This window comes from Roseivivax sp., assembly GCF_054552075.1.
The window spans coordinates 124,854-145,743 of sequence record NZ_JBTOLZ010000008.1 but is presented as its reverse complement, the minus strand read 5'-3'; the positions used below and the strand labels follow the sequence as shown (position 1 = coordinate 145,743).

The window sequence follows — 20,890 nt, the reverse complement described above, 5'->3', positions numbered from 1 at the left end:
GGCGCTTCTGACCTCTGAGCTATGCGCTTTATCCCAACAAGGTCAGGGCTAGCTCCACGCTAAGCACGCCACTCCAAGGAGCGCCGGCCCAAGGGGCCGGTCCGGCGCGCGCCCGGCACCTTCGGTGCTATTCGGGCGCAAGAAGGGCGCTTTGGGGAAGGTTGCGCTCTATTCGGAGGGAGAATGGGTTCGGGCAAGGCTTCTTTGTGCCGCCCTGCAGGATGCTTCTGTTTCGGCGTCCTTAGTCAGCCTTGGCCAGTGTCCCACTCAATGCCTTCACGCACCCGCTGCGCAAAGCCACAGCGCAGACGCCACTTAATGACATCATGTAGCCAGCCAGCGCCCCTTTCCCGGAACCCTCAGCTCGCCCCGAACTCCTTTCCCATCGCTCCTAACCAAGCCCTCCTCAATCCACGCTCCCAACCTCCCCCCGCGTCACTTTCCCCCGCCGCGCGCCCTTGCCCTGCCTCCTCCCAACCCCAGCTTGCCCTGCGACACATAGCCAGATGTGATCGCTGAGCCGGGTCCCGAGGCTGGAAGCCCGGGGCCCGCGCCGATAGGCTTCGGGACGATTCCGGGCCAGACCGGCCCAGAGGGGGAGAGTGCTCTTGGTGCAGGATTGGGTGAAACGCGCCGCGGTCTCGGGGCTGGGGCTGATGCTCTGGACGCTGCCGGCGGCGGCGCTCGAGGATGTCGAGATCCGCGTCGAGGGCCCCTCGGAGGAGGTCGAGACCCGGATCGAGACGGCGATCTCCAACCTCTCGCGCCTGACCGTCGCGGTCTCCGAGGGCATCGAGGCACCCCAGGATGTGGCCGCCGCGGCGCTGGCCGATTACAGCACCGCCGTGCAGGCGCTTTACGACGCGGGCTATTACAGCGGCACCGTGGGCATCGCGCTCGACGGGCAGGAGGCCTCTGAGCTGGCGCTCCTGAACCTGCCGCGGGGCTTCTCGCGCGCGGTGATCCGCATCGACACCGGCCCGCAGTTCCGCTTCCGCGAGGCAGAGATCAGCCCGACCAACAGCCGCACCGAGCTGCCCGAGGGCTTCGCGCCCGGCCAGCCCGCCGAGACCGGCGTGATCCGCGAGGCGGTCGCGGCCACGATCGAAAGCTGGCGCCAGCGCGGCCACGCCAAGGCGCGGACCGAAAGCCAGCGCGCGGTGGCCTTCCACGACATCGCCCGGCTCGATGTGGCGGTGGGCATCGACCCCGGCCCGCGGCTCAACTTCGGGCGGATGGTCGTCACCACAGACAGCAACGTCCGCCAGGCCGCGATCCGGCGCATCGCGGGCTTTCCCGAGGGCGCGCGCTTCGATCCCGACGACGTCGAGCGGGTGGTCAACCGGCTGCGCCGCACCGGGGCCTTCTCCTCGGTCACCATGACCGAAGCCGAGACGCCACGCGCCGACGGCACGCTCGACATGCGGCTCGCGGTCAGCGACCGCAAACCCCGCCGCATCGGCTTTGGCGCCGAGCTCTCGACCCAGGAGGGCGGCGCGCTCACCGCCTTCTGGCTGCATCGCAACATCTTCGGCGGCGCCGAGCGGCTGCGCTTCGACGGCGACATCTCCAACATCGGTAGCGCCGAAAGCGGGCTCGACTATTCCATCGCCGGGCGGCTCGACATCCCGGCGGTCTACGGCGCCGAGACCGACGGCTACATCCGCGCCTCGCTGTCGCGCGAGGACGAGCCGACCTATCTCTCCAACCGCGCCGAGTTCGGCGTCGGCGCGACCCGGCGGCTCTCGGACCGGCTGACCTCGGAACTGGGCCTGGGCTTGCGCTACTCCGAAACCGAGGACGACCTCGGCACCCGCGAGTTCCTGCTGCTGACCCTGCCCGGGACGCTGACCTACGACACCCGCTCGAACGAGCTGAACCCCAAGAGCGGCTATTACGTCACCGCCTCGGCGACGCCCTTCCTGGGGCTGAACAGCACCGACAACGGCGTGAAATTCGACATCGACGCCCGCGGCTACTGGGGCTTCGGCGAAGACGACCCCAATGTCGCGGCGCTGCGCATCCAGCTCGGCTCGGTGGTCGGGCCCGAGCTGACCGACGCGCCGCCGGACTTCCTCTATACCTCGGGCGGCGGCGGCACCGTGCGCGGCCAGCCCTTCCGCTCGCTGACCGTGGAACTTGGCGGCGGCGACGAGATCGGCGGGCGCAGCTTCCTCGGCCTCTCGGCCGAATACCGCCGCGACGTGACCGAGAACCTCGGCCTCGTGGGCTTCTACGACACCGGCTACATCGGCGCGGAAAGCGCCTATGACGGCTCGGGCCAATGGCACGCGGGCGCCGGCATCGGCGTGCGTTACCAGACCGGGATCGGCCCGATCCGCTTTGACGTGGCCGGCCCCGCCGGCGGAGAGACCGGCGACGGCGTGCAATTCTACATCGGGATCGGACAAGCCTTTTGAGACATCTGACCGCCCTCACCCTTGCCACAGCGACGGGCTTCGGCCTGGCCGCCCCTGCCCCGCTCATGGCCCAGGGCTCCGACGACCGCGGACGCCTCGAGGCGTTGATCGAGGACAACCTCTCGGGCGAAGGCTTCAACGTCGACATCGTGGGCTTCGAGGGGGCGCTCTCCTCGGTGGCCTCGCTGGAAGAGCTGATCATCTCGGACGCCGAGGGCCCCTGGCTGACCCTGCGCGGCGTCGAGCTGGACTGGAACCGCGCGGCGCTTCTGCGCGGCCGCGTCTCGGTCGAGGAGCTGGTGGCCGAGGAAATCCTCATGCCGCGCCTGCCCCAGGGCGGCGAGGCTGCCGAAGAGCTGCCCGAGGCCGAAGCCAAGCCCTTTTCCCTGCCCGAGCTTCCCGTCTCGGTCGAGATCGGACGGATCGCCGCCGAGCGGGTCGAACTCGGCGCGCCGGTCATGGGCACCGCGGCGGTCATCGCGCTCGAAGGCTCGGCGAGCCTCGCGGGCGGCGAAGGCGAGGTGGCGCTCTCGGTAGACCGGCTCGACCGCGGGGGCGAGATCTCCCTCGAGAGCTCCTACGCCAATGAGAGCAACACCCTCTCGGTCGATCTCGCGCTCAATGAGCCCGAAGGCGGCATCGTCGCCGGGCTGATCGGCCTGCCGGGCGAGCCCGCGCTGGCGCTCTCGGTCGAGGGTGAAGGCCCGCTGTCGGATTTCGCCGCCGACCTGCAGCTTGCCACCGAAGGCCAGGACCGGCTCGCGGGCCGGGTCGCGGTGCGCGCGCTCGAGGGCGAGGCCCCGGGCACCGGCTTCACCGTCGATCTGGCGGGCGACATCCGCCCGCTCCTGTCGCCCGAGAACCGCGCCTTCTTCGGCGCCGACCTGAGCCTCGCAGTGGCCGGCGAGAGCCTGGAAAGCGGCGCGCTCAACATCGACACGCTGTCGCTGGCCTCCGAGGCGATCAACATCGACGGGCAGATCGCGCTGGGTCCCGACAAATGGCCCCGCCTGATCGACCTGACCGGCGACATCGCCGGGCGCGACGGCCAGCCGATCCAGCTGCCGATCCCCGGCGAGGTCACCCGCGTCGACCGCGCCGAGCTGAACGTGCAATACGACGCCGAGGCGGGCGAAAGCTGGCGCGCCGACATCCGCGTCGCCGGGCTCGACCGCCCGACGCTGGCCGCGGAGGCCCTGCGCCTTGACGGTGACGGCACGCTGGCGCGCGGCGACGGCAGCGCCATCGGCCGGGTCGAGGGCCGCTTCGACCTCGGCGCCGAGGCGCTGGCCTTCGCCGATCCCTCGCTGGCCGAGGCGGTGGGCAGCACGCTCTCGGGGCTGGTGCGCTTTTCCTACCAGGAGAACGAACCCCTGCGGCTGACCGAGATCGACCTCGACGGCGCGGGGCTCGCCTTGGCGGGCGCGCTCGACATCTCGGGGCTGACCGATGATCTGAACATCGCCATCGAAGGCGCGCTCGACGTCGAGACCGACGACATCGCGCGCTTCTCCGCGCTGGCCGGGCGCGAATTGTCCGGCGGCGCGCGGGCCAGCGTCGAGGGCCGGGTCGAGCCGATCTCGGGTGCCTTCGATGCCGACCTCGACGCCCGGGTCACCGACCTCGTGACCGGCATCCCCGAGGCCGACCGGCTGCTTGACGGGGAGACCGCGCTCAGCCTCAGCGCCCGGCGCGACGAGGCGGGCATCCTGATCCGCGCGCTGGACCTCTCGGCGCCCGAGGCCAGCCTCGAGGCCAACGGGCGGCTCGGCGGCGCGACCGGCAACGCCGAGCTGGCGCTGCGCATCGCCGAGATCTCCGAGATCCTGCCCGAGCTGAGCGGTCCGCTGGAGTTCGACGGCACCGCGCGCAACGCCGGCGAGGACTGGCAGATCAGCGGCGACCTCGCGGGCCCCGGCGGCGCCGAGGCGGTCGTCGACGCGGCGCTGAAACTGGTCGAGGGGCAGCTGACCACGCTGGGCGGCAGCCTGACCGCCGATGTGGACGACCTCTCGGCCTATTCCCGGATCGCCGGGCGCGAGCTGGGCGGCGCCGCGGAGTTGACCGCCGAGGGCAGCGCCGATCTGACCGAGACGGTCTTCAGCCTCAACGCCTCGGGCGCGGTGACAGACCCGCTGACCGGCGTGGCCGAGGCCGACCGGCTGCTCGAAGGGCGCACGCGCTTCAGCGTCGACGGTACCTATTCCGAGGCGGCGATCCTTCTGCGCGAGCTGCGCATCGCCGGCGAGCGCATCACCGCCAGCGCCGAGGGCGCCTACCGCGAGAGCGACAGCGCCTTCGACCTCGACCTGCGGCTGAGCGAACTGGGCGACGTGCTGCCCGCCATGTCCGGCGCCGCGACCCTGCGCGGCAGCGCACGGCAGCGGGGCGAAGACTGGGACCTCACGCTCGACGCCGACGGGCCGGGCGGGCTGGTGGCCGATCTCGACGGCACGGCGCGGGTCGAGGACCTGGTGCCGCAGTCGGTCATGGGCGAGCTGGCGCTGCGGGTGAACACGCTGCGCCCCTATGCGGGGCTGACCGGGCAGGCACTGTCCGGCGCGATCGAGGCGCAGGCCTCGGGAAGCTACGACCTGACCAGCGGGGCCGCCGATCTGACGCTCGACGCCGATGCGACCAGCTTGGCCACCGGCATCGCGCCGGTCGATCAGCTCCTGCGCGGCGGGGTGACGGATCTGTCCTTCACCGGCGGGCGCACCGCCGAGGGCAACTTCCGCATCGAGCGGCTGGACCTCGACACGCCGCAGCTCGAGGCCAATGCCAGCGGCACCTATGGCGCCGAGGGCGGGCGCATCGACTACGACCTGGCGCTGGCGAACCTCGGCCTCTTCGTGCCCGATTTCACCGGCCCGGCCACCGCGCGCGGCAGCGCAGAGACCTCGGGCGGCGACTGGCGCGTGGATGCGGCGCTGACCGCGCCGGGCGACACGCGGGCCAATGTCTCGGGCAGCCTGGCGCCCGATGCCTCGCGGGTCGACCTGGATGTGACCGGCGCCGCGCCGCTGGGGCTGGCCAATCCCTTCCTCGCGCCGAACCTCGTGGGCGGCACCGCCAATTTCGACCTGAGCGTGAACGGCGCGCCGGGGCTCGAGGCCGTCTCGGGCCTCGTCAGCACCCGCGGCGCGCAGTTCACCCTGCCGGCGCAGAACCTCGCGCTCGAGGACATCAACGCCGACATCCGCCTCGGCGGTGGCCGGGCCGAGATCGACCTTCGGAGCGATGTCTCCTCGGGTGGCGACATCCGGGTGACCGGCCCGGTGACGCTCTCCGCGCCCTTCAACGGCGATCTGAGCGTCATCCTCGACGACGTGGTGGCCGCTGATCCGGGCCTCTACCAGACCGACCTCGACGGGCGGCTGCGCCTCAGCGGGCCGCTGGCCTCGACCGCGACGCTCTCGGGCCGGGTGGAACTGGACCAGACCGAGGTGCGCATCCCCTCGGGCGGCGGCATCCAGACGCTTGACTTCCCGATCGAGCACCGCAACGCCAACCCCGAGGTGCGCCGCACGCTGGAGCGCGCGGGCCTCGTGGAACGCCCCGAGGAACAGACCCAGAGCGGCGGCGGGCTGAACTACGGGCTCGACCTGGTGATCTCGGCCCCGAGCCGGATCTTCATCCGCGGCCGCGGTCTCGACGCCGAGGTCGGCGGCGAGCTGCGCGTCGGCGGCACCACGCAGAACGTCGTGCCGCAGGGCCGCTTCGAGCTGATCCGCGGGCGGCTCGACATCCTAGGCCAGCGCATCGAGCTGGACGAGGCGACGGTCTCGCTCGAGGGCGACTTCAATCCCTTCGTGCGGGTGGTGGCGCTGACCCAGAGCGGCGACACCCAGATCAGCGTGACGATCGAGGGGGCGGCCTCGGACCCCGAGGTCAGCTTCGCCTCGACGCCCGATCGCCCGCAGGAAGAGGTGCTGGCGCTGCTGCTCTTCGGCCGCGACCTGTCGGAAATCTCGGCCTTCCAGGCGCTGCGCATCGCCGCGGCGATCAACACGCTCTCGGGCGGGGGCCCCGGCATCACCGAGACGCTGCGGGCCAATACCGGGCTCGACAACCTCGACCTGCAGACCTCCGAGGACGGCTCCACCGCGGTCAGCGTCGGGAAATACATCGGCGAGAACGCCTATACCGACGTGACGGTGAACAGCACCGGGGAGACCGAGGTGAACCTGAACCTGGAGATTACCGACTCGGTGACCGCGCGGGGGACGGTGTCTTCGACGGGGAACACCGGCGTGGGGCTGTATTACGAGCGGGATTATTGAGGGGGGCTTGGGTTGGTTTTGGATGGGTCCGGGTGAGGGCTGGGGAGGCTGGCGGGCGTTAAGGGCGTTGCGGGCTGGATCGCGCGAGCGATAGGCCGAACTTGCATGGCCTGCCCGCCACCCGGTCGACCGGAACCGCGCGGGATGCTCCCTGCCCCCATCCTGCGCCTGACAGACCCGAACCCTGCCAACCAAAAGCGATGAACGTCCGGCGGCGGACAGCACCATCCCCTCGGCCCACCTGAAATCCGGCCACCACCCGCGCCCCTCTTGCGCCCGAATAGCATCGAAGATGCCGGGCGCGCGCCGGACCGGCCCCTTGGGCCGGCGCTCCTTGGGGCGGCGTGCCTAGCTCACAGTGAGCAATGACCTTGCTGGGATAAAGTGCTTAGCGGACAGGGCAGTAGCGCCGGCCCCCGGTCCGGCGCGCGCCCTCCGCACTTGGGTGGTCGCCGTTGTTCACGGGGAATGGTCGCGCACGAGGCGCGCGGAGCGTCAAAGTGCTCGCATAATGCGGCGCGCATCCTCTGCGCTCAGACCTGCAACTTGCTCGCCCGATGCGGCGCACGGTTGCGGCTCTCAGTTATTAGCGATTTGTCTGCTGTTTGGCTGTGCGGCTTGCGCGTTCAACGGCCTCGGCTTGCTCGGCCCTGCGGCAAAGCTCCCCCTGCCCCTTCAGCGCCCCGCTGCCCCACAGCGGCCCGCCACACCCCCCTCAGCTATTCGCGATCTTCCGACGTGCGGGTGCGGTGTCGTGCCGGGCGATCTCGCCCATGGCCAGCACCGGCGAGGCGTCGTATTCGCCGTCGTCGAGCATGTTGGCCACGCGCTCCAGCACCGAGACGATCATCGACTGCTCCCAGTCGGGCATCGCCTCGAACTTCTGCACGTAGCGCTGCTGCAGCGCGTCCGGCGCGGATGTCAGCCGCTCGGCACCCTCGGGCGTCACCGTCAGGTCGATCTGGCGGCGGTCGCCGACCGACTGGTGGCGGGCCAGGACGCCCAGCGCCTCGAGCTTCTTGATGATGACCGAGATCGTCGCCTGGCTGACGCCCATGCGGGTGGCGATCTCGGAGGGATGGCAATTGCCCTTCTCGGCGACGATCTGCAGGACCCTGAGCTGCACCGCGGTCAGCCCCACGTCGCGCGCGAGGTCGCGACCGTAAAGCTCGGTCGCACGCAGAATGCGCCTGAGAGCAACGAGACTCGTGTCGGTGCGGTCCATCGTCAGTTCCGTCTTCGTCCCGCGGCCCCTGTCCTTGCGTCCAAGCAAGGTGCAGCGCCCCGCGATAGTTTGCATTGCCGGTTCATCGAACATGACAATTAGTTAGGCTTACTATGCTTTGCCACAAGATGATTTCGCCGACAATCTTTGAAAAAGCCTATTATCACGGGTTTGTGATCGCTCCGCGGGCGCTTTTCAGCTCGATTTTTTGCTGCCCTACGCCAGTTTTGGCCTGTCCGACAGGGGTGCGCAGCGCCCTCAGAAGAAAATTACTTAGCAGGTTGAAGTATGAGGCACGGCCTCTATATTTAGCCACACTAAGCAAATGACGAAAGACCAGAGGGCCAGACCCGTGCAGAGACTGCAAGACACCGAGACCAAGGGCACCGTGACCTTCCGCAAGCCCGTCCGCGAGGACGGCGCCGCGATATGGGAGCTCATCCGCGAGTGCAAGCCGCTCGACGAGAACTCGATGTATGCCAACCTCCTGCAGGCAGACCACTTCCGTGACACCTGCGTGGTGGCCGAACTGGACGGCGACATCGTCGGCTGGATCTCCGCCTATATCACTCCGCAGGACCCGGATTCGATGTTCGTCTGGCAGGTTGCGGTCTCCGCGAAGGCCCGTGGCATCGGGCTTGGCACGCGGATGCTCTCGGCGCTGATGGCGCGCGAGGAAGCCTCCGACTGCAAGCGGATGAAGACCACCATCACGCTCGACAACGAGGCGTCCTGGGCCCTCTTCACCAAGTTCGCGAACAAGAACAACGCGATCCTCGAATCCGAGGCGCATTTCACCCGCGACACCCACTTCAACGGTGAGCACGCGACCGAACACATGGTCACGATCACTTTCCGCGAGGCGATCACGCAGAACGCGGCCTGAACCGCGCGCATCCTCGCGACCGAACTGACTCTCTCCCAAGCGAAAGGACGAGCTATGTCCACCCCGAAGAAAGACATCTTCGCACGCCGCGAATCCGAGGCGCGCTCCTACTGCCGCAACTTCGACACGGTCTTCACCAAGGCCGTCGGCTCGGAAATGACCGACACCGAGGGCAAGACCTACATCGACTTCCTCGCCGGCTGTTCCTCGCTGAACTACGGCCACAACGACCCCGACATGAAAGAGGCGCTCGTCGCGCATATCGCCGATGACGGCATCGCGCATGGCCTCGACATGTATTCGGTCGAGAAGGCCAAGTGGCTCGAGGCCTACGAGGACCTGATCCTCAAGCCGCGCGGCATGGACGACTACAAGATCATGATGACCGGCCCGACCGGCACCAACGCCGTCGAGGCGGCGATGAAGCTGGCCCGCAAGGTTACCGGCCGTCGCAACATCATCTCCTTCACCAACGGCTTCCACGGCATGACCATGGGCGCGCTCTCGCTGACCGGCAACGCCGGCAAGCGCGCCGGCGCGGGCAACTCCTGCGGCGGCCTCTGCGGCGTGACGCATCTGCCCTACGACGGGGCCTTCGGCGACGACGTCGACACGCTGAGCCAGATCGAGATGATGCTGAACAACACCTCCTCGGGCGTCGACAAGCCCGCGGCCTTCATCTTCGAGCCGATCCAGGGCGAAGGCGGCCTGAACGCCGCCTCCAAGGAATGGATCGAGGGCATCGCCCGTCTCGCCCGCGAGCATGGCGCGATGATCATCATCGACGACATCCAGTCCGGCTGCGGCCGTTCGGGCACCTATTTCTCCTTCGAGGGAATGGACATCGAGCCCGACATGATCACCCAGGCGAAATCGCTCTCGGGCTTCGGCCTGCCCTTCGCCTGCCTGCTGATCAAATCGGCGCATGACATCTGGAAGCCGGCCGAGCACAACGGCACCTTCCGCGGCAACACCCATGCCTTCGTGACCGGCCGGGTGGCGCTCGAGAAGTACTGGAAGGACGACGCCTTCCAGTCGGAGATCCAGGAAAAGGCCCTGCTGCTGACCAGCGGTCTGCAGGCCGTGGCCGACCTGATCCCCGGTGCGCGCCTCAAGGGCCGCGGCATGATGCAGGGTGTCGACGTGGGCGGCGGCGAGCTGGCCTCGGACATCTGTGCCCGCGCCTTCGAGAAGGGCCTCATCATCGAGACCTCCGGCGCCGACGACGAGGTCGTAAAGGTGCTGGTCGCGCTCAACGTGCCGAACGAGACCCTGCAGAAAGGGCTCGACATCCTGCTCGAGGCCGCGCGCGACGCGGCGGGCGAAACCAAGATCGCAGCGGAGTAACCAGTATGATCATTCGCGACGAAAACAAGCTCTTCGGCACAGACCGCGCGGTGTCCGACGCCCAGTGGACCTCGGTCCGGATGCTGCTGGCGGACGACCAGATGGGGTTCTCCTTCCACATCACCCACATCAAGGCCGGCTCGGAGCACACGTTCCACTACAAGAACCACTTCGAGAGCGTCTACTGCATCAAGGGCAAGGGCACGATCGAGGATCTCGCCACCGGCGAGGTCCACGAGATCACCCCGGGCGTGATGTACGCGCTGGACAAGCACGACAAGCACACCCTGCGCTGCGAAGAGGATTTCGCCTTCGCCTGCTGTTTCAACCCGCCGGTGACGGGCAAGGAGGTTCATCGCGAGGATGGCTCCTACGCCGCGCCGGACGAGGTGGCCTAAACCATTTCGAGGCATCAGATGACTTCCATCGATTTCAAGAACCACACGGTCGAGAAGATCGGCGGCACCTCCATGTCGCGGATCGACGAGCTCCTGCAGCCGCTGTTCAAGGTGGATGCGCCGGATTACGGCCGGATCTTCGTGGTCTCGGCCTTCGGCGGGATCACCAACCAGCTGCTCGAGCACAAGAAGACCGGCGAGGCGGGCGTCTACGCCCAGTTCGCCGAGAACACCGAGGAGCACGGCTGGATGGGCGCGCTCTCCAAGGTGGACCGTGCGATGCGCGAGGCGCATGACGCGCTGCTCGACCATGCCGCCGACAAGAGCGACGCCAACGACTTCGTCCGCGAGCGGATCGAGGGCGCGCGCAACTGCCTGATCGACCTGCACCGGCTGTGCTCCTACGGGCATTTCCGCCTGTCGCAGCACATGCAGGTGACGCGCGAGCTGCTCTCGGGGCTGGGCGAGGCGCATTCCGCCTATGTCACCTCGCTCCTGCTGCGCCGCCACGGCATCAACGCGCGTTTCGTGGACCTCTCGGGCTGGCGCGACGAGCGCGAGATGACGCTCGACGAGCGCATCCTCGACGGGCTGACCGATGTGGACGTGGACAGCGAGATGCCGATCGTGACCGGCTACGCGCAATGCGCCGAAGGGCTGATGAACAAGTTCGACCGCGGCTATTCCGAGGTGACCTTCAGCCAGATCGCGGCGCTGACCAAGGCGCGCGAGGCGATCATCCACAAGGAGTTCCACCTTTCCTCCGCCGACCCCAAGCTTGTCGGCGAGGACAACGTGCGCAAGCTCGGTCACACCAACTACGACGTGGCCGACCAGCTCTCGAACATGGGCATGGAGGCGATCCATCCGACCGCCGCCAAGGCGCTGCGCCAGGCCGAGGTGCCGCTGCGCGTGACCAATGCCTTCGAGCCGCATGACCCCGGCACGCTGATCGACGAGGCCGAAGCCGAGAAGGGCGTGGCCGAGATCGTCTGCGGCGTCGATGTCTTCGCGCTCGAGCTCTTCGAGCAGGACATGGTCGGCGTGAAGGGCTACGACGCCAAGACGCTGCAGGTGCTGACCAAGCACGGGCTGCGGATCGTGTCGAAGACCTCGAACGCCAATACCATCACGCACTACGTGGACGCACCCCTGAGCGCCATGCGCTCGGTCGAGAACGAGCTGTCGGAGGCCTATCCGAACTCCGACATCAACATCCGCTCGACCGCCATCGCCTCGGTGATCGGCCGGGACCTGCGCGGGCTGCACGTGCTGGAACGCGGCCTCGCCGCGCTGCGCGAGGGCAAGATCGACGTCATCTCGGCACATCAGACCACGCGCACGGTGGACGCCCAGTTCGTCGTCGACCGCGAGGACCGCGACGCCTGCGTGAAGATCCTGCACGACACCTTCATGGGAAAGGGCCAGGAAGCCCCGAAGCTGGTGGCCTGAGACATGGTTAGGGCGTTTTCGCGGCCAAGGCCGCGGGGCCGCCCGACCGCAAGTCCGCCCGAGGGGCGCGGGCGTCAAGATCGCAAACCGCCGGACCCGGCGGGAGCCGCCCCACACTTGGACTGAGAGCCCCCCGTGGTGAGAACCGCGGGGGTTTTTTCTTGGGGGGGGGGATGGCGGAAGGATGGCCCCGGGAAGTCAGACCCAATGCCCCGGCCCTAGCCCAACCAATGTCACGTCCGCGGCGCGCGCAAGGTCAGGTCAGAGACGCACCCAGAAGGGTCACTTCCGAAGCCGCTGCCGCCGCGCGCCCAATTCCTCGTCGCCCCCCCCCAAGTAGGTCACGTCAAGCGCCGCTGCCGCCACCGCTCCCACCATAACCCCTCAGCGCCACCTCCCTGGCCCGAACAGCACCGAAGGTGCCGGGCCCGCGCCGGTCCGGCCCGCCCGGACTGGCGCTCTGGGAACGCTGGAGCGAGGGGTGGAGGTCTTCCCGACCTTGCAAGATAAACCGCGGACCCCAGATCGAGCAGCGCCAGCCCGCCGGACCGGCGCGAGCCCTCGGTTGCTTCTTCCTGGGCTCGAAGGCCAAGGCAGCCCGAAGTATGCTCAAAACCCTCAAGTCACCCTGACATATCAGTCCCTGGAACAGTTCGGGTGACACCCCCAGTCAGCCCGCAGCCCGCCCCGCGCCCACCATCTCCCCCCAGCGCCTCCTCCTTGGCCCGAACAGCACCGAAGGTGCCGGGCCCGCGCCGGTCCGGCCCGCCCGGACTGGCGCTCTTTCAACGCTGGAGCGAGGGGGCGAGGTCTTCTCGACCTTGCAAGATAAACCGCGGACCTCAGACCGAGCAGCGCCAGCCCGCCGGACCGGCGCGGGCCCTCTGCGGCGCTTCCTGAGGCAGAAGCCCTAGCGCCCCTACCCCGCCTTCTTCGCCCGGGCGAGCTGCACCGCCAGGATGCCCCCGGCGATCACCACCACGCCCAGCGCGTCCCAGAGGGTCAGTGCCTCGTTCAGGAGCGCCCAGGCGATGACCACGCCGAAGAAGGGGTTTAGGAAGTGGAAGGTCGCCGCCTTGGTCGCGCCGATCCGGTCGACCAGCAGGAACCAGACCAGCGTCGCCAAGACCCCCGGCACCAGGACCGTGTACCAGAAGGCCACCACAAGCGCCGGGGACCAGGTGACCTCCCAGGTCTCGAGCCAGGCCGCCGGCAGCACCAGCGCGCCCGCGCCCACGAACATCTGCAGGCCCACGACCATCAGCACGTTGCCGCGCGAGGTGGCGTTGCGCACCATGAGCGTCGCCACGGCGAGCGACAGCGCCGCCAGCACGCAGAGCGCCACGCCGAAAAGATCCGCCCCGCCCGAGAGCCGCGCGCCCATGATCAGCGTCACGCCGAAGACCCCCGCGACGAGCCCCGCGATGCCCAGCGCCGGCAGCCGCTCGCGCAGCACCGCCCAGGAGAGCAGCGCCACGATCAGCGGCATGGCCGAGGCGATGATCGCCGCGAGCGAGGCCTGGACCTCCTGCATGGCGACGAAGTTGAGGCCCAGGTAGATGGCGTTCTGGCAAAGCCCGAAGACCAGGACCGCGCGCCATTGCACCGCGGTCAACCGCCAGCTCTGGCCCAGCGCCCGGGCGATGCCCACGGCGATGATCCCGGAGATCAGGAAGCGCAGCGCCAGCGTCGTCAGCGGCGGCGCCGCCTGCACGATGACCCGCGCCGAGGTGAAGGCCGAGGACCACATCGCCGCGAAGGCGAGCCCCATGAGAATGCCGCGAATGTCCATGCCCGCTCCTTTCCGGGCCGACCAGAACGCGGGGGCGCGGGAAGGGCAAGGCGAAACCGGGGTTGCGCGGGGCGCAAGGCTCGGGCGGCGCGCGGCGGCCTGCCCTATTGCCCCAGGACCAAAAAGCCCCGCCGGCGCGAAGGCGGGCGGGGTCAGTGGCCCGCCGCGCCAGGCACGACGGGCAGGCGGTAAGCCATTCGGTGAACCGGTGCGGCGGGCCTCGGCGGTCTCAAGCGCCGGTCAGCCGCCCGCCGAGGGGCCTCAGCCCTTCTCGGCCATCTCCGCGCGGATCTGCTGGCGCAAGACGTCGATGGGCACGGTCTTGCCGTCCTTCTTGAAGTGCCAGTAGGTCCAGCCGTTGCAGGAGGGCGCGCCCTCGAGATGGGCGCCGACCTGGTGGATCGAGCCCTTCACGTCGAGCCCGACCAGCGTCCCGTCGGCGCGCACCCGGGCGCTTTTGCCCGAGGGCGAGACCAGCGTCTCGCCGGGGCGCAAAAGCCCGCGCTCGACGATGGTGCCGAAGGGCACGCGCGGCTCGGCGCGCTTGGCCCGCGTCGTCTCGAGCGCCGCCTTGTCGTATTTCCGCACCGAGGCGATGCGCGCCTCGGCGACCTCGCGGTAGGCGGCCTCGCGCTCGATGCCGATCCAGTCGCGGCCGAGCATCTTGGCCACCGCGCCGGTGGTCCCGGTGCCGAAGAAGGGGTCGAGCACCACGTCGCCGGGGTTCGTCGCCCCGACCAGCACCCGGTGCAGGAGCGACTCCGGCTTCTGCGTCGGATGCGCCTTCTCGCCCGAGGCGGTCTTCAGCCGCTCGCCGCCCGAGCAGATCGGCAGCACCCAGTCCGAGCGCATCTGCACGCCGTCGTTCAGCGCCTTCAGCGCCTCGTAGTTGAAGGTGTATTTCGCGCCTTCACCCTTCGAGGCCCAGATCATCGTCTCATGGGCATTGGTGAAGCGCTTGCCGCGGAAGTTCGGCATCGGGTTGGCCTTGCGCCAGACCACGTCGTTCAGGATCCAGTAGCCCTCGTCCTGCAGCGCCGCACCGACGCGGAAGATGTTGTGGTAGGAGCCGATCACCCAGATCGCCCCGTTGGGCTTCAGAAGCCGCCGCGCGGCCTTCAGCCAGGCGCGGGTGAAGGCGTCATAGGCCTGGAAGCTCTGGAACTGGTCCCAATGGTCGTCGACCGCGTCGACGCGGCTGTTGTCGGGACGGTGCAGCTCACCGCGGAGCTGCAGGTTGTATGGCGGGTCGGCGAAGATCAGGTCGACCGAGGCCTCGGGCAGGCTTTGCATCCTCTCAATGCAATCGCCGTCCAGAATCGTGTTGAGAGGGAGCGCCGGGGCGCTCTTCAGATCGGTCATCTTCGTCATTTTCTCTGCCCCAATAAACCGGCGCTTAGGCGCTCTCAAATGGATGGACAAAGACTGATTCAAACCCGATTCGCGGTCAATTTCTTTTTTGAATCAGAGGCTTGCCTTTTTGCCTTGCCACAAGATCTTGTGGACCGGCGCGAAGGACTTCCTATGGTGTGGGGTCACACCGAGATTTTGCAGCGCCGCCTTGTGGCTTTTCGACGGGTAGCCCGCGTTGGTCTCCCAGCCGTAGCCCGGAAACTGTTGCGCCAAATCCCGCATGAGCGCGTCGCGCGCGGATTTCGCCAGGATCGAGGCGGCGGCGATGCTGACCGAGCGGGCGTCACCCTTGACGATGGCCCGGGCCGGATGCGGACAGCCCTCCGGGATCATGTTGCCGTCGATCAGCAGCGCCTCGGGCGGCGCGGGCAGCGCCGCGACGGCGCGCAGCATGGCCAGATGCGAGGCGCGCAGGATGTTGATCTCGTCGATCTCGTCGACGCTCGCCATGCCGATGCCGAGTTCCGCCGTCTCGCGCAGGGCCAGGGCCAGGGCCTCGCGGCGCTTGGCGGTGAGCCGCTTGCTGTCGGCGAGCCCCTCCGGCAGCCGCGCGGGGTCGAAGACCACCGCCGCGGCGACCACCGGGCCCGCGAGCGGCCCCCGGCCCACCTCGTCCACCCCCGCCACGCGCCCCGCCCCGGCGGCGAGCGCCTCCTGTTCGAATGTGTCGTCCGCTTGCTCCATGGGGGTGTCTCTAGCCGCGCCGGGGCGGGCGGGGCCAGTGGAAAAGGTGGGGGGGGGGGGTGCGGATGATCGTGGACCGTGGAGGTATCGCTCTGGGCGCGCGGCTTGCGGGTATCAGACCACATGACCTTGCCGGACGTCGGACCACATGACCTTGCAGGACGAAGGTTTGACCAAGCGCGCGAAGCTGCCGGATCTCATACAGTTCCGCGACACACCGACGCTTAGCCCAGCCCACTAGACCGCCGGAAATCAGACCACACTTTTGCACAGCAGAGCGAGCCTCGTGAGGTCAACGCACGCCCCTCCCCTTCCACGTCCCGCCCCCTTGCGCCCGAATAGCACCGAAGGTGCCGGGCGCGCGCCGGACCGGCCCCTTGGGCCGGCGCTCTTGGGAGTGGCGTGCTCATCTCTCCCCTAGTCCTGACCTTGTTGGGATAAAGTGCGCCGCTCGGAGGTCGGCGGCGCCGGCCCCCGGTCCGGTGCGCGCCCTCTGGTGCGAGGGGTGAGAGGGCGGTGGGGCTTGGCGTCTGGGTCTGGGCGGTGTGTTTTGCCGTTGGGCTTGGCTTCTGCCTCACCGAGGGCCCCGTAATCGGGCGCGGGGAACGTGCCCAAGCGCACGGAAGGCCCCGAAAGCAAACCCCCGCACGAAGAACCGCCCCCGGACAAAACGCCCGCCCACGCAGTCCGCCGCCTCCGCCCAAGCGACCCCACGCCGCACCCCGCCTTCACCCCTCTCGCCCGCCTCCCCCCGCGCCCTATCTCCCGCGCCATGAGCGAGCGTGATCCCCGCGCGGTCCCGGTGCCCTCGGGCCGCCTGGCCCGGATGGGCCGCATGGGCCGGCTGGCGACGGGGGTCCTCTCCCGCGCGGCCGCCGATGGCGCGCGGGCCTATGCCAGCGGGCAGCGGCCGGGCCTCTCGGACCTGGTGCTCAGCCCCGCCAATGCCACGCGGCTCGCCGAGGAGCTCTCCAAGATGCGCGGCGCGGCGATGAAGCTGGGCCAGCTCCTCTCGATGGAGGCGGGCGAAGTGCTGCCGCCCGAGCTGGCCGATATCCTCGCCCGGCTCCGGGCCGAGGCGCATTACATGCCGCCCGCGCAGCTCAAGCAGGTCCTGACCGAGAACTGGGGCGCCGACTTCCAGCGCCGCTTCCGGCGCTTCGACGTGCGCCCGATCGCCGCCGCCTCGATCGGCCAGGTGCATCGCGCCCAGACCCGCGCGGGCCGCCGGCTGGCGATCAAGGTGCAATACCCCGGCATCCGCGCCTCGATCGACAGCGACATCCGCAACCTCGGCAGCCTCTTGCGCTGGTCGGGGCTGCTGCCGCGCGGCCTCGACCCGTCGCCGCTTCTCGAGGAGGCGCGCCAGCAGCTGCACGAGGAGGCCGATTACACCCGCGAGGCCCGGGCGCTCACCCGCTTCGGCCACTGGCTGGCGGAGGCGCCGGGGCTGCGCGTGCCGGGGCTCGAGCAGGCCTTCTGCACGACGGACATCCTCGCCATGGACGACGTGGGCGGCTGGCCGATAGAGAGCGCCTTCGAGACCGACCAGGCCACCCGCGACGGGCTCGCCGCGCGGCTCCTGACCCTGGCGCTGCGCGAGCTCTTCGAACTGGGCGCCATGCAGACCGACCCGAATTTCGGCAATTACCGCTACGACCCGGAGACGGGCGAGATCCTGCTTCTGGACTTCGGCGCGGTGCGGGATTTCGCGCCCGAGCGAATCGCCGACTTCCGCGCGCTTCTGACCGCGGTGCTTTCGGGCGGGCGCGAGGAGATGCGGCAGGCGGCCGTGCGGGTGGGCTACCTCAGCGCCGACACCGGAGAGACGCAGACCGCGCAGGTGCTCGACCTCATGGAGATCGCCGCCGCGCCGCTGCGCGCGCCTGGTGCCTTCGACTTCCGTTCCGAGAGGCTGGCGGCGCGGCTGGCCGAGGCGGGCGAGACGCTGGCCCGCGACCGCGATTTCGCGGTGATCCCGCCGGTCGACGCGCTGTTTCTCCAGCGCAAGGCCATGGGGCTCTATCTCCTGTCGGCGCGGCTCGGCGCGCGGCTCGACCTTGTGGCGCTGCTCGCGCCCTTCGCGGAAGCCTCGGCAAATTCGCACAAATCCTCTGCCTGAAACGGCCTGTTCGGCGGGGGCGCCAGGGGCTTAGCTTGGAAGGGCAAGCCCGCGAAGGAGAGCCCCCATGTCCAGCGCCCCGCCCGACACCCGCATCGGCCACGTCCACCTGAAGGTCTCGGACCTGGCGCGCTCGGTCGCCTTCTACCGCGCGGTGATCGGGCTCGAGGTCACGCAGTATTTCGGCGATGAGGCGGCCTTTCTCTCGGCCGGGGGCTATCACCACCACCTCGGGCTCAACACCTGGATGAGCCGCGGCACCCCGCCGGGGCCGAAGCGCCGGCCGGGGCTGTTCCACACCGCCTTCCTCTTTCCCGACCGCGCGAGCCTCGGCGCGGCGCTGAAGCGCGCCCGCGCATATGGCGTCGAGATCGAAGGGGCCGCCGATCACGGGGTCTCCGAGGCGGTCTATTTCTCCGACCCCGACGGCAACGGGATCGAGATCTACCGCGACCGCGCGCCCGAGGACTGGCCGCGCGACGGCGACGGCGGGCTGGCCATGGTGAACGCCCCGCTCGACCTCGAGGCGCTCCTGGCCGAGGCGGGCTGAGCGGTTCGGCGGAACGGGTGGTCTTGGTGGGGGCAATGTGAGGTTGCGAATGGCCCCGCCCCGACCGTCTGGCCTTTCCCCCGCCCCGGCGTTATCGACGGGACCAGCCGACCGAGACGCGACGAAGGAGACCGCCATGGCGACGGGCCGCAACATCCGCACCTATTTCAACGGCACTTGGCAGCAGGGCGATGTCGCGGTGATGCGCGCCGCCGACCACGGCGCCTGGCTGGGCTCCACCGTCTTCGACGGGGCGCGCTTCGTCGACGGCATGGCGCCGGACCTCGACAAGCACTGCGCGCGGATCAACCATTCCGCCCGGGCGCTGATGATCGAGCCGACCCACAGCGACGCCGAGATCCTCGAGATCGCCCGCGAGGGGCTGAAGGCCTTCCCGCGCGAGGCGCAGGTCTACATCCGCCCCATGTATTGGTCGCTGAACTCCGAGCCCTCGGCGATCATGCCGAAGATCGGCAAGGCCGAGACCGGCTTCGCGCTCTGCCTCGAGGAGTTCCCGATGCTCGGCCGCGACGAGACGGTGACGCTCGGGCGCACGCGCTTCCGCCGCCCGGTGCTCGAGGACAACGTGGTCAACGCCAAGGCGGGCTGTCTTTATCCCAACAACTCGCGGATGCTGGCCGAGGTCAACGCGCGCGGCTTCACCAACGCGCTGGTGGGCGACGCCATGGGCAATGTCGCCGAGACCGCGACCTCCAATGTCTTCATGGTCAAGGACGGGGTGGTCTTCACGCCGATCCCGAACGGCACCTTCCTCTCGGGCATCACCCGCGCGCGCCACATCGAGAACCTGCGCGCCGATGGCGTCGAGGTCGTGGAGACGGTGCTGAGCTTCGCCGATTTCGAGGCCGCCGACGAGGTCTTCCTGACCGGCAACCTGAACAAGGTGACCCCGGTTTCGGCCTTCGAGGACGTGCAATACGAGTTCGGCCCGGTGACCCGCCGGGCGCGCGACATCTACTGGGACTGGGCGGCCTCGGCGGGGGTTTGAGGCTGGGGCCGTGTGGGGGGCTGAGGCTTTTGTAGGCCGCAGCCTTTCTTAGGAGAGGCGCGACGCCTTTCGGGCAGGATCGGCGACAGGCTTTGCCGCCGTCTCGACCACAGGCACGCGCCCCCACCGCCCTGCTCCGAGACCCGCTCGCCTGCCCTGCCACAACCCTGAGGGCATCCCTTCCGCCCGCGCTTGCCCCGCCTGCGCCCCCCTGCCATGATCCCGGCGAAGGGGGGAGATCGCGATGCGCAAGTTCCTGGTCGTGCTCGACGACAGCCGCGAATGCCTCAACGCCATGCGCTTTGCCGCCATGCGCGCCGCGCACACCGGCGGCGGGGTGACGATCCTCTCGGTGATCACGCCCGAGGACTTCTCGCATTGGGTCGGTGTCGGCGACATCATGCGCGAAGAGGCCCGCGAGCGCATCGAGGCGCATTTCGAGGTCTTCGCCAAGTGGATGCGCGACCGCCAGGGCATCGAGCCCGAGCTGGTGATCCGCGAGGGCGAGCCGGTGCCGCAGATCATCGCCCAGGTGCAGGACGACCCGCAGATCGGCGTGCTTGTGCTGGGGGCGGGCTCCGGCAAGGGCGGGCCCGGGCCGCTGGTGACCCAGCTCACCCGCAACTCCGGCAGCCTGCCGGTGCCGATCACCATCGTGCCGGGGGACCTCTCGAAGGAGGAGCTGGAGGGGATTACCTGAGGGGGTGTTTGTGCCGGGCTTGGGCGGTTTGCGGGGTATTGGCCGTGGAGATAGCGGGGGTGGTCGGCGCATAGGCTCAGAGCCTGCGCGAGCGGGGACTTAAAATCTGCGCGAGCGAGACCATAGACAACGCGCCGCGCAATCAACCGTCCTCTTCCACTCATCCCATTCCAAGACATTCCACCCTCCGACCACATCCCGCGCCGCAAAAGGCCCTGCCCCAAGACCCACCGCGCCCCAACACCAACACGCCCCCTCTTGCGCCCGAACAGCACCGAAGGTGCCGGGCGCGCGCCGGACCGGCCCCTTGGGCCGGCGCTCCTAAGAGTGGCGTGCATAGATCGCCTCTAGCCCTGACCTTGTTGCCATAAAGCGCCCTGCTCAGAGCTTAGCAGCGCCGGCCCCCGGTCCGGTGCGCGCCCTCTGGTGTGCGGGGTGAGAGGGGGCTTGTGGCGACTGGGGCGCTTTGTGGGCAGATTGTGGGCGTGTTTCGAGGTGGTGTCGGCGCGGCCGCGCCCTGGAGTGTGCAGCGGGCCGCCTCGGTCCGGGCGCTGCCGGGACCTCCCGGGTGACCCAAGCGGCGTCTGCCCACCCCACCCCAAACTTTAG

At 69.1% G+C, this 20,890-nt stretch carries 14 protein-coding genes; 10 read left to right on the top strand and 4 right to left on the bottom strand.

What is annotated here, in order from left to right; all coding sequences use genetic code 11:
• Positions 1 to 611 precede the first annotated feature (611 nt).
• The gene (locus tag ACX938_RS08915; RefSeq protein WP_459430783.1) at positions 612 to 2,420 is read left to right on the top strand and encodes an autotransporter assembly complex protein TamA; all 1,809 of its coding nucleotides are present in this window, start codon (positions 612 to 614) and stop codon (positions 2,418 to 2,420) included.
• Entirely contained in the window at positions 2,417 to 6,703 is a 4,287-nt protein-coding gene (locus ACX938_RS08910; RefSeq protein WP_459430782.1) for a translocation/assembly module TamB domain-containing protein, read from the top strand. The genes ACX938_RS08915 and ACX938_RS08910 overlap by 4 nt, the downstream gene beginning before the upstream one ends.
• A gap of 715 nt (positions 6,704 to 7,418) precedes the next feature.
• Here ACX938_RS08910 and ACX938_RS08905 read toward each other — a convergent pair.
• Positions 7,419 to 7,928, bottom strand: a complete 510-nt coding sequence (locus tag ACX938_RS08905) for a MarR family winged helix-turn-helix transcriptional regulator (protein WP_232753933.1) — start codon at positions 7,926 to 7,928, stop codon at positions 7,419 to 7,421.
• A gap of 352 nt (positions 7,929 to 8,280) precedes the next feature.
• Between ACX938_RS08905 and ectA the strand changes: the two genes are divergently transcribed.
• Genes ectA through ACX938_RS08885 form a run of 4 tightly spaced genes read left to right on the top strand, consistent with a single transcriptional unit; the run spans position 8,281 to position 12,011 of the window.
• Positions 8,281 to 8,814 carry a diaminobutyrate acetyltransferase gene (ectA, locus tag ACX938_RS08900; protein ID WP_370634931.1) on the top strand — a complete coding sequence of 178 codons (534 nt, stop codon included), beginning with the start codon at positions 8,281 to 8,283 and terminating at the stop codon, positions 8,812 to 8,814.
• Between the two features lie 54 nt (positions 8,815 to 8,868).
• Positions 8,869 to 10,161, top strand: a complete 1,293-nt coding sequence (gene ectB / locus ACX938_RS08895) for a diaminobutyrate--2-oxoglutarate transaminase (protein WP_232753934.1) — start codon at positions 8,869 to 8,871, stop codon at positions 10,159 to 10,161.
• A 5-nt stretch (positions 10,162 to 10,166) separates the two neighbouring features.
• Positions 10,167 to 10,559 carry an ectoine synthase gene (locus ACX938_RS08890; protein WP_459430781.1) on the top strand — a complete coding sequence of 131 codons (393 nt, stop codon included), beginning with the start codon at positions 10,167 to 10,169 and terminating at the stop codon, positions 10,557 to 10,559.
• Positions 10,560 to 10,577: 18 nt separating this feature from the next.
• The gene (locus ACX938_RS08885; RefSeq protein WP_232753936.1) at positions 10,578 to 12,011 is read left to right on the top strand and encodes an aspartate kinase; all 1,434 of its coding nucleotides are present in this window, start codon (positions 10,578 to 10,580) and stop codon (positions 12,009 to 12,011) included.
• Between the two features lie 919 nt (positions 12,012 to 12,930).
• On the opposite strand, the gene ACX938_RS08880 is transcribed toward ACX938_RS08885, so the two are convergent.
• The 3 genes from ACX938_RS08880 to ACX938_RS08870 all read right to left on the bottom strand — a co-directional run bounded on the left by ACX938_RS08880 (position 12,931) and on the right by ACX938_RS08870 (position 15,900).
• Positions 12,931 to 13,803: a DMT family transporter gene (locus tag ACX938_RS08880; RefSeq protein ID WP_232753937.1), complete on the bottom strand. Its 873-nt coding sequence runs from the start codon at positions 13,801 to 13,803 to the stop codon at positions 12,931 to 12,933.
• Positions 13,804 to 14,064: 261 nt separating this feature from the next.
• Entirely contained in the window at positions 14,065 to 15,174 is a 1,110-nt protein-coding gene (locus ACX938_RS08875) for a site-specific DNA-methyltransferase (RefSeq protein ID WP_370634932.1), read from the bottom strand.
• 93 nt (positions 15,175 to 15,267) lie between these two features.
• Positions 15,268 to 15,900: a ribonuclease HII gene (locus tag ACX938_RS08870; RefSeq protein ID WP_459430780.1), complete on the bottom strand. Its 633-nt coding sequence runs from the start codon at positions 15,898 to 15,900 to the stop codon at positions 15,268 to 15,270.
• A gap of 772 nt (positions 15,901 to 16,672) precedes the next feature.
• Between ACX938_RS08870 and ACX938_RS08865 the strand changes: the two genes are divergently transcribed.
• The 4 genes from ACX938_RS08865 (at position 16,673) to ACX938_RS08850 (ending at position 20,281) form a co-directional block, all read left to right on the top strand.
• Complete coding sequence (locus ACX938_RS08865) at positions 16,673 to 18,022, top strand: ABC1 kinase family protein (RefSeq protein WP_459430779.1); 1,350 nt, start codon at positions 16,673 to 16,675, stop codon at positions 18,020 to 18,022.
• A gap of 67 nt (positions 18,023 to 18,089) precedes the next feature.
• On the top strand, positions 18,090 to 18,572 hold the full coding sequence (locus ACX938_RS08860; protein ID WP_459430778.1) for a VOC family protein: 483 nt from the start codon (positions 18,090 to 18,092) through the stop codon (positions 18,570 to 18,572).
• 136 nt (positions 18,573 to 18,708) lie between these two features.
• Positions 18,709 to 19,581 carry a branched-chain amino acid aminotransferase gene (locus ACX938_RS08855; protein WP_232753942.1) on the top strand — a complete coding sequence of 291 codons (873 nt, stop codon included), beginning with the start codon at positions 18,709 to 18,711 and terminating at the stop codon, positions 19,579 to 19,581.
• 244 nt (positions 19,582 to 19,825) lie between these two features.
• Positions 19,826 to 20,281, top strand: a complete 456-nt coding sequence (locus ACX938_RS08850; protein WP_232753943.1) for a universal stress protein — start codon at positions 19,826 to 19,828, stop codon at positions 20,279 to 20,281.
• Positions 20,282 to 20,890: the final 609 nt, after the last annotated feature.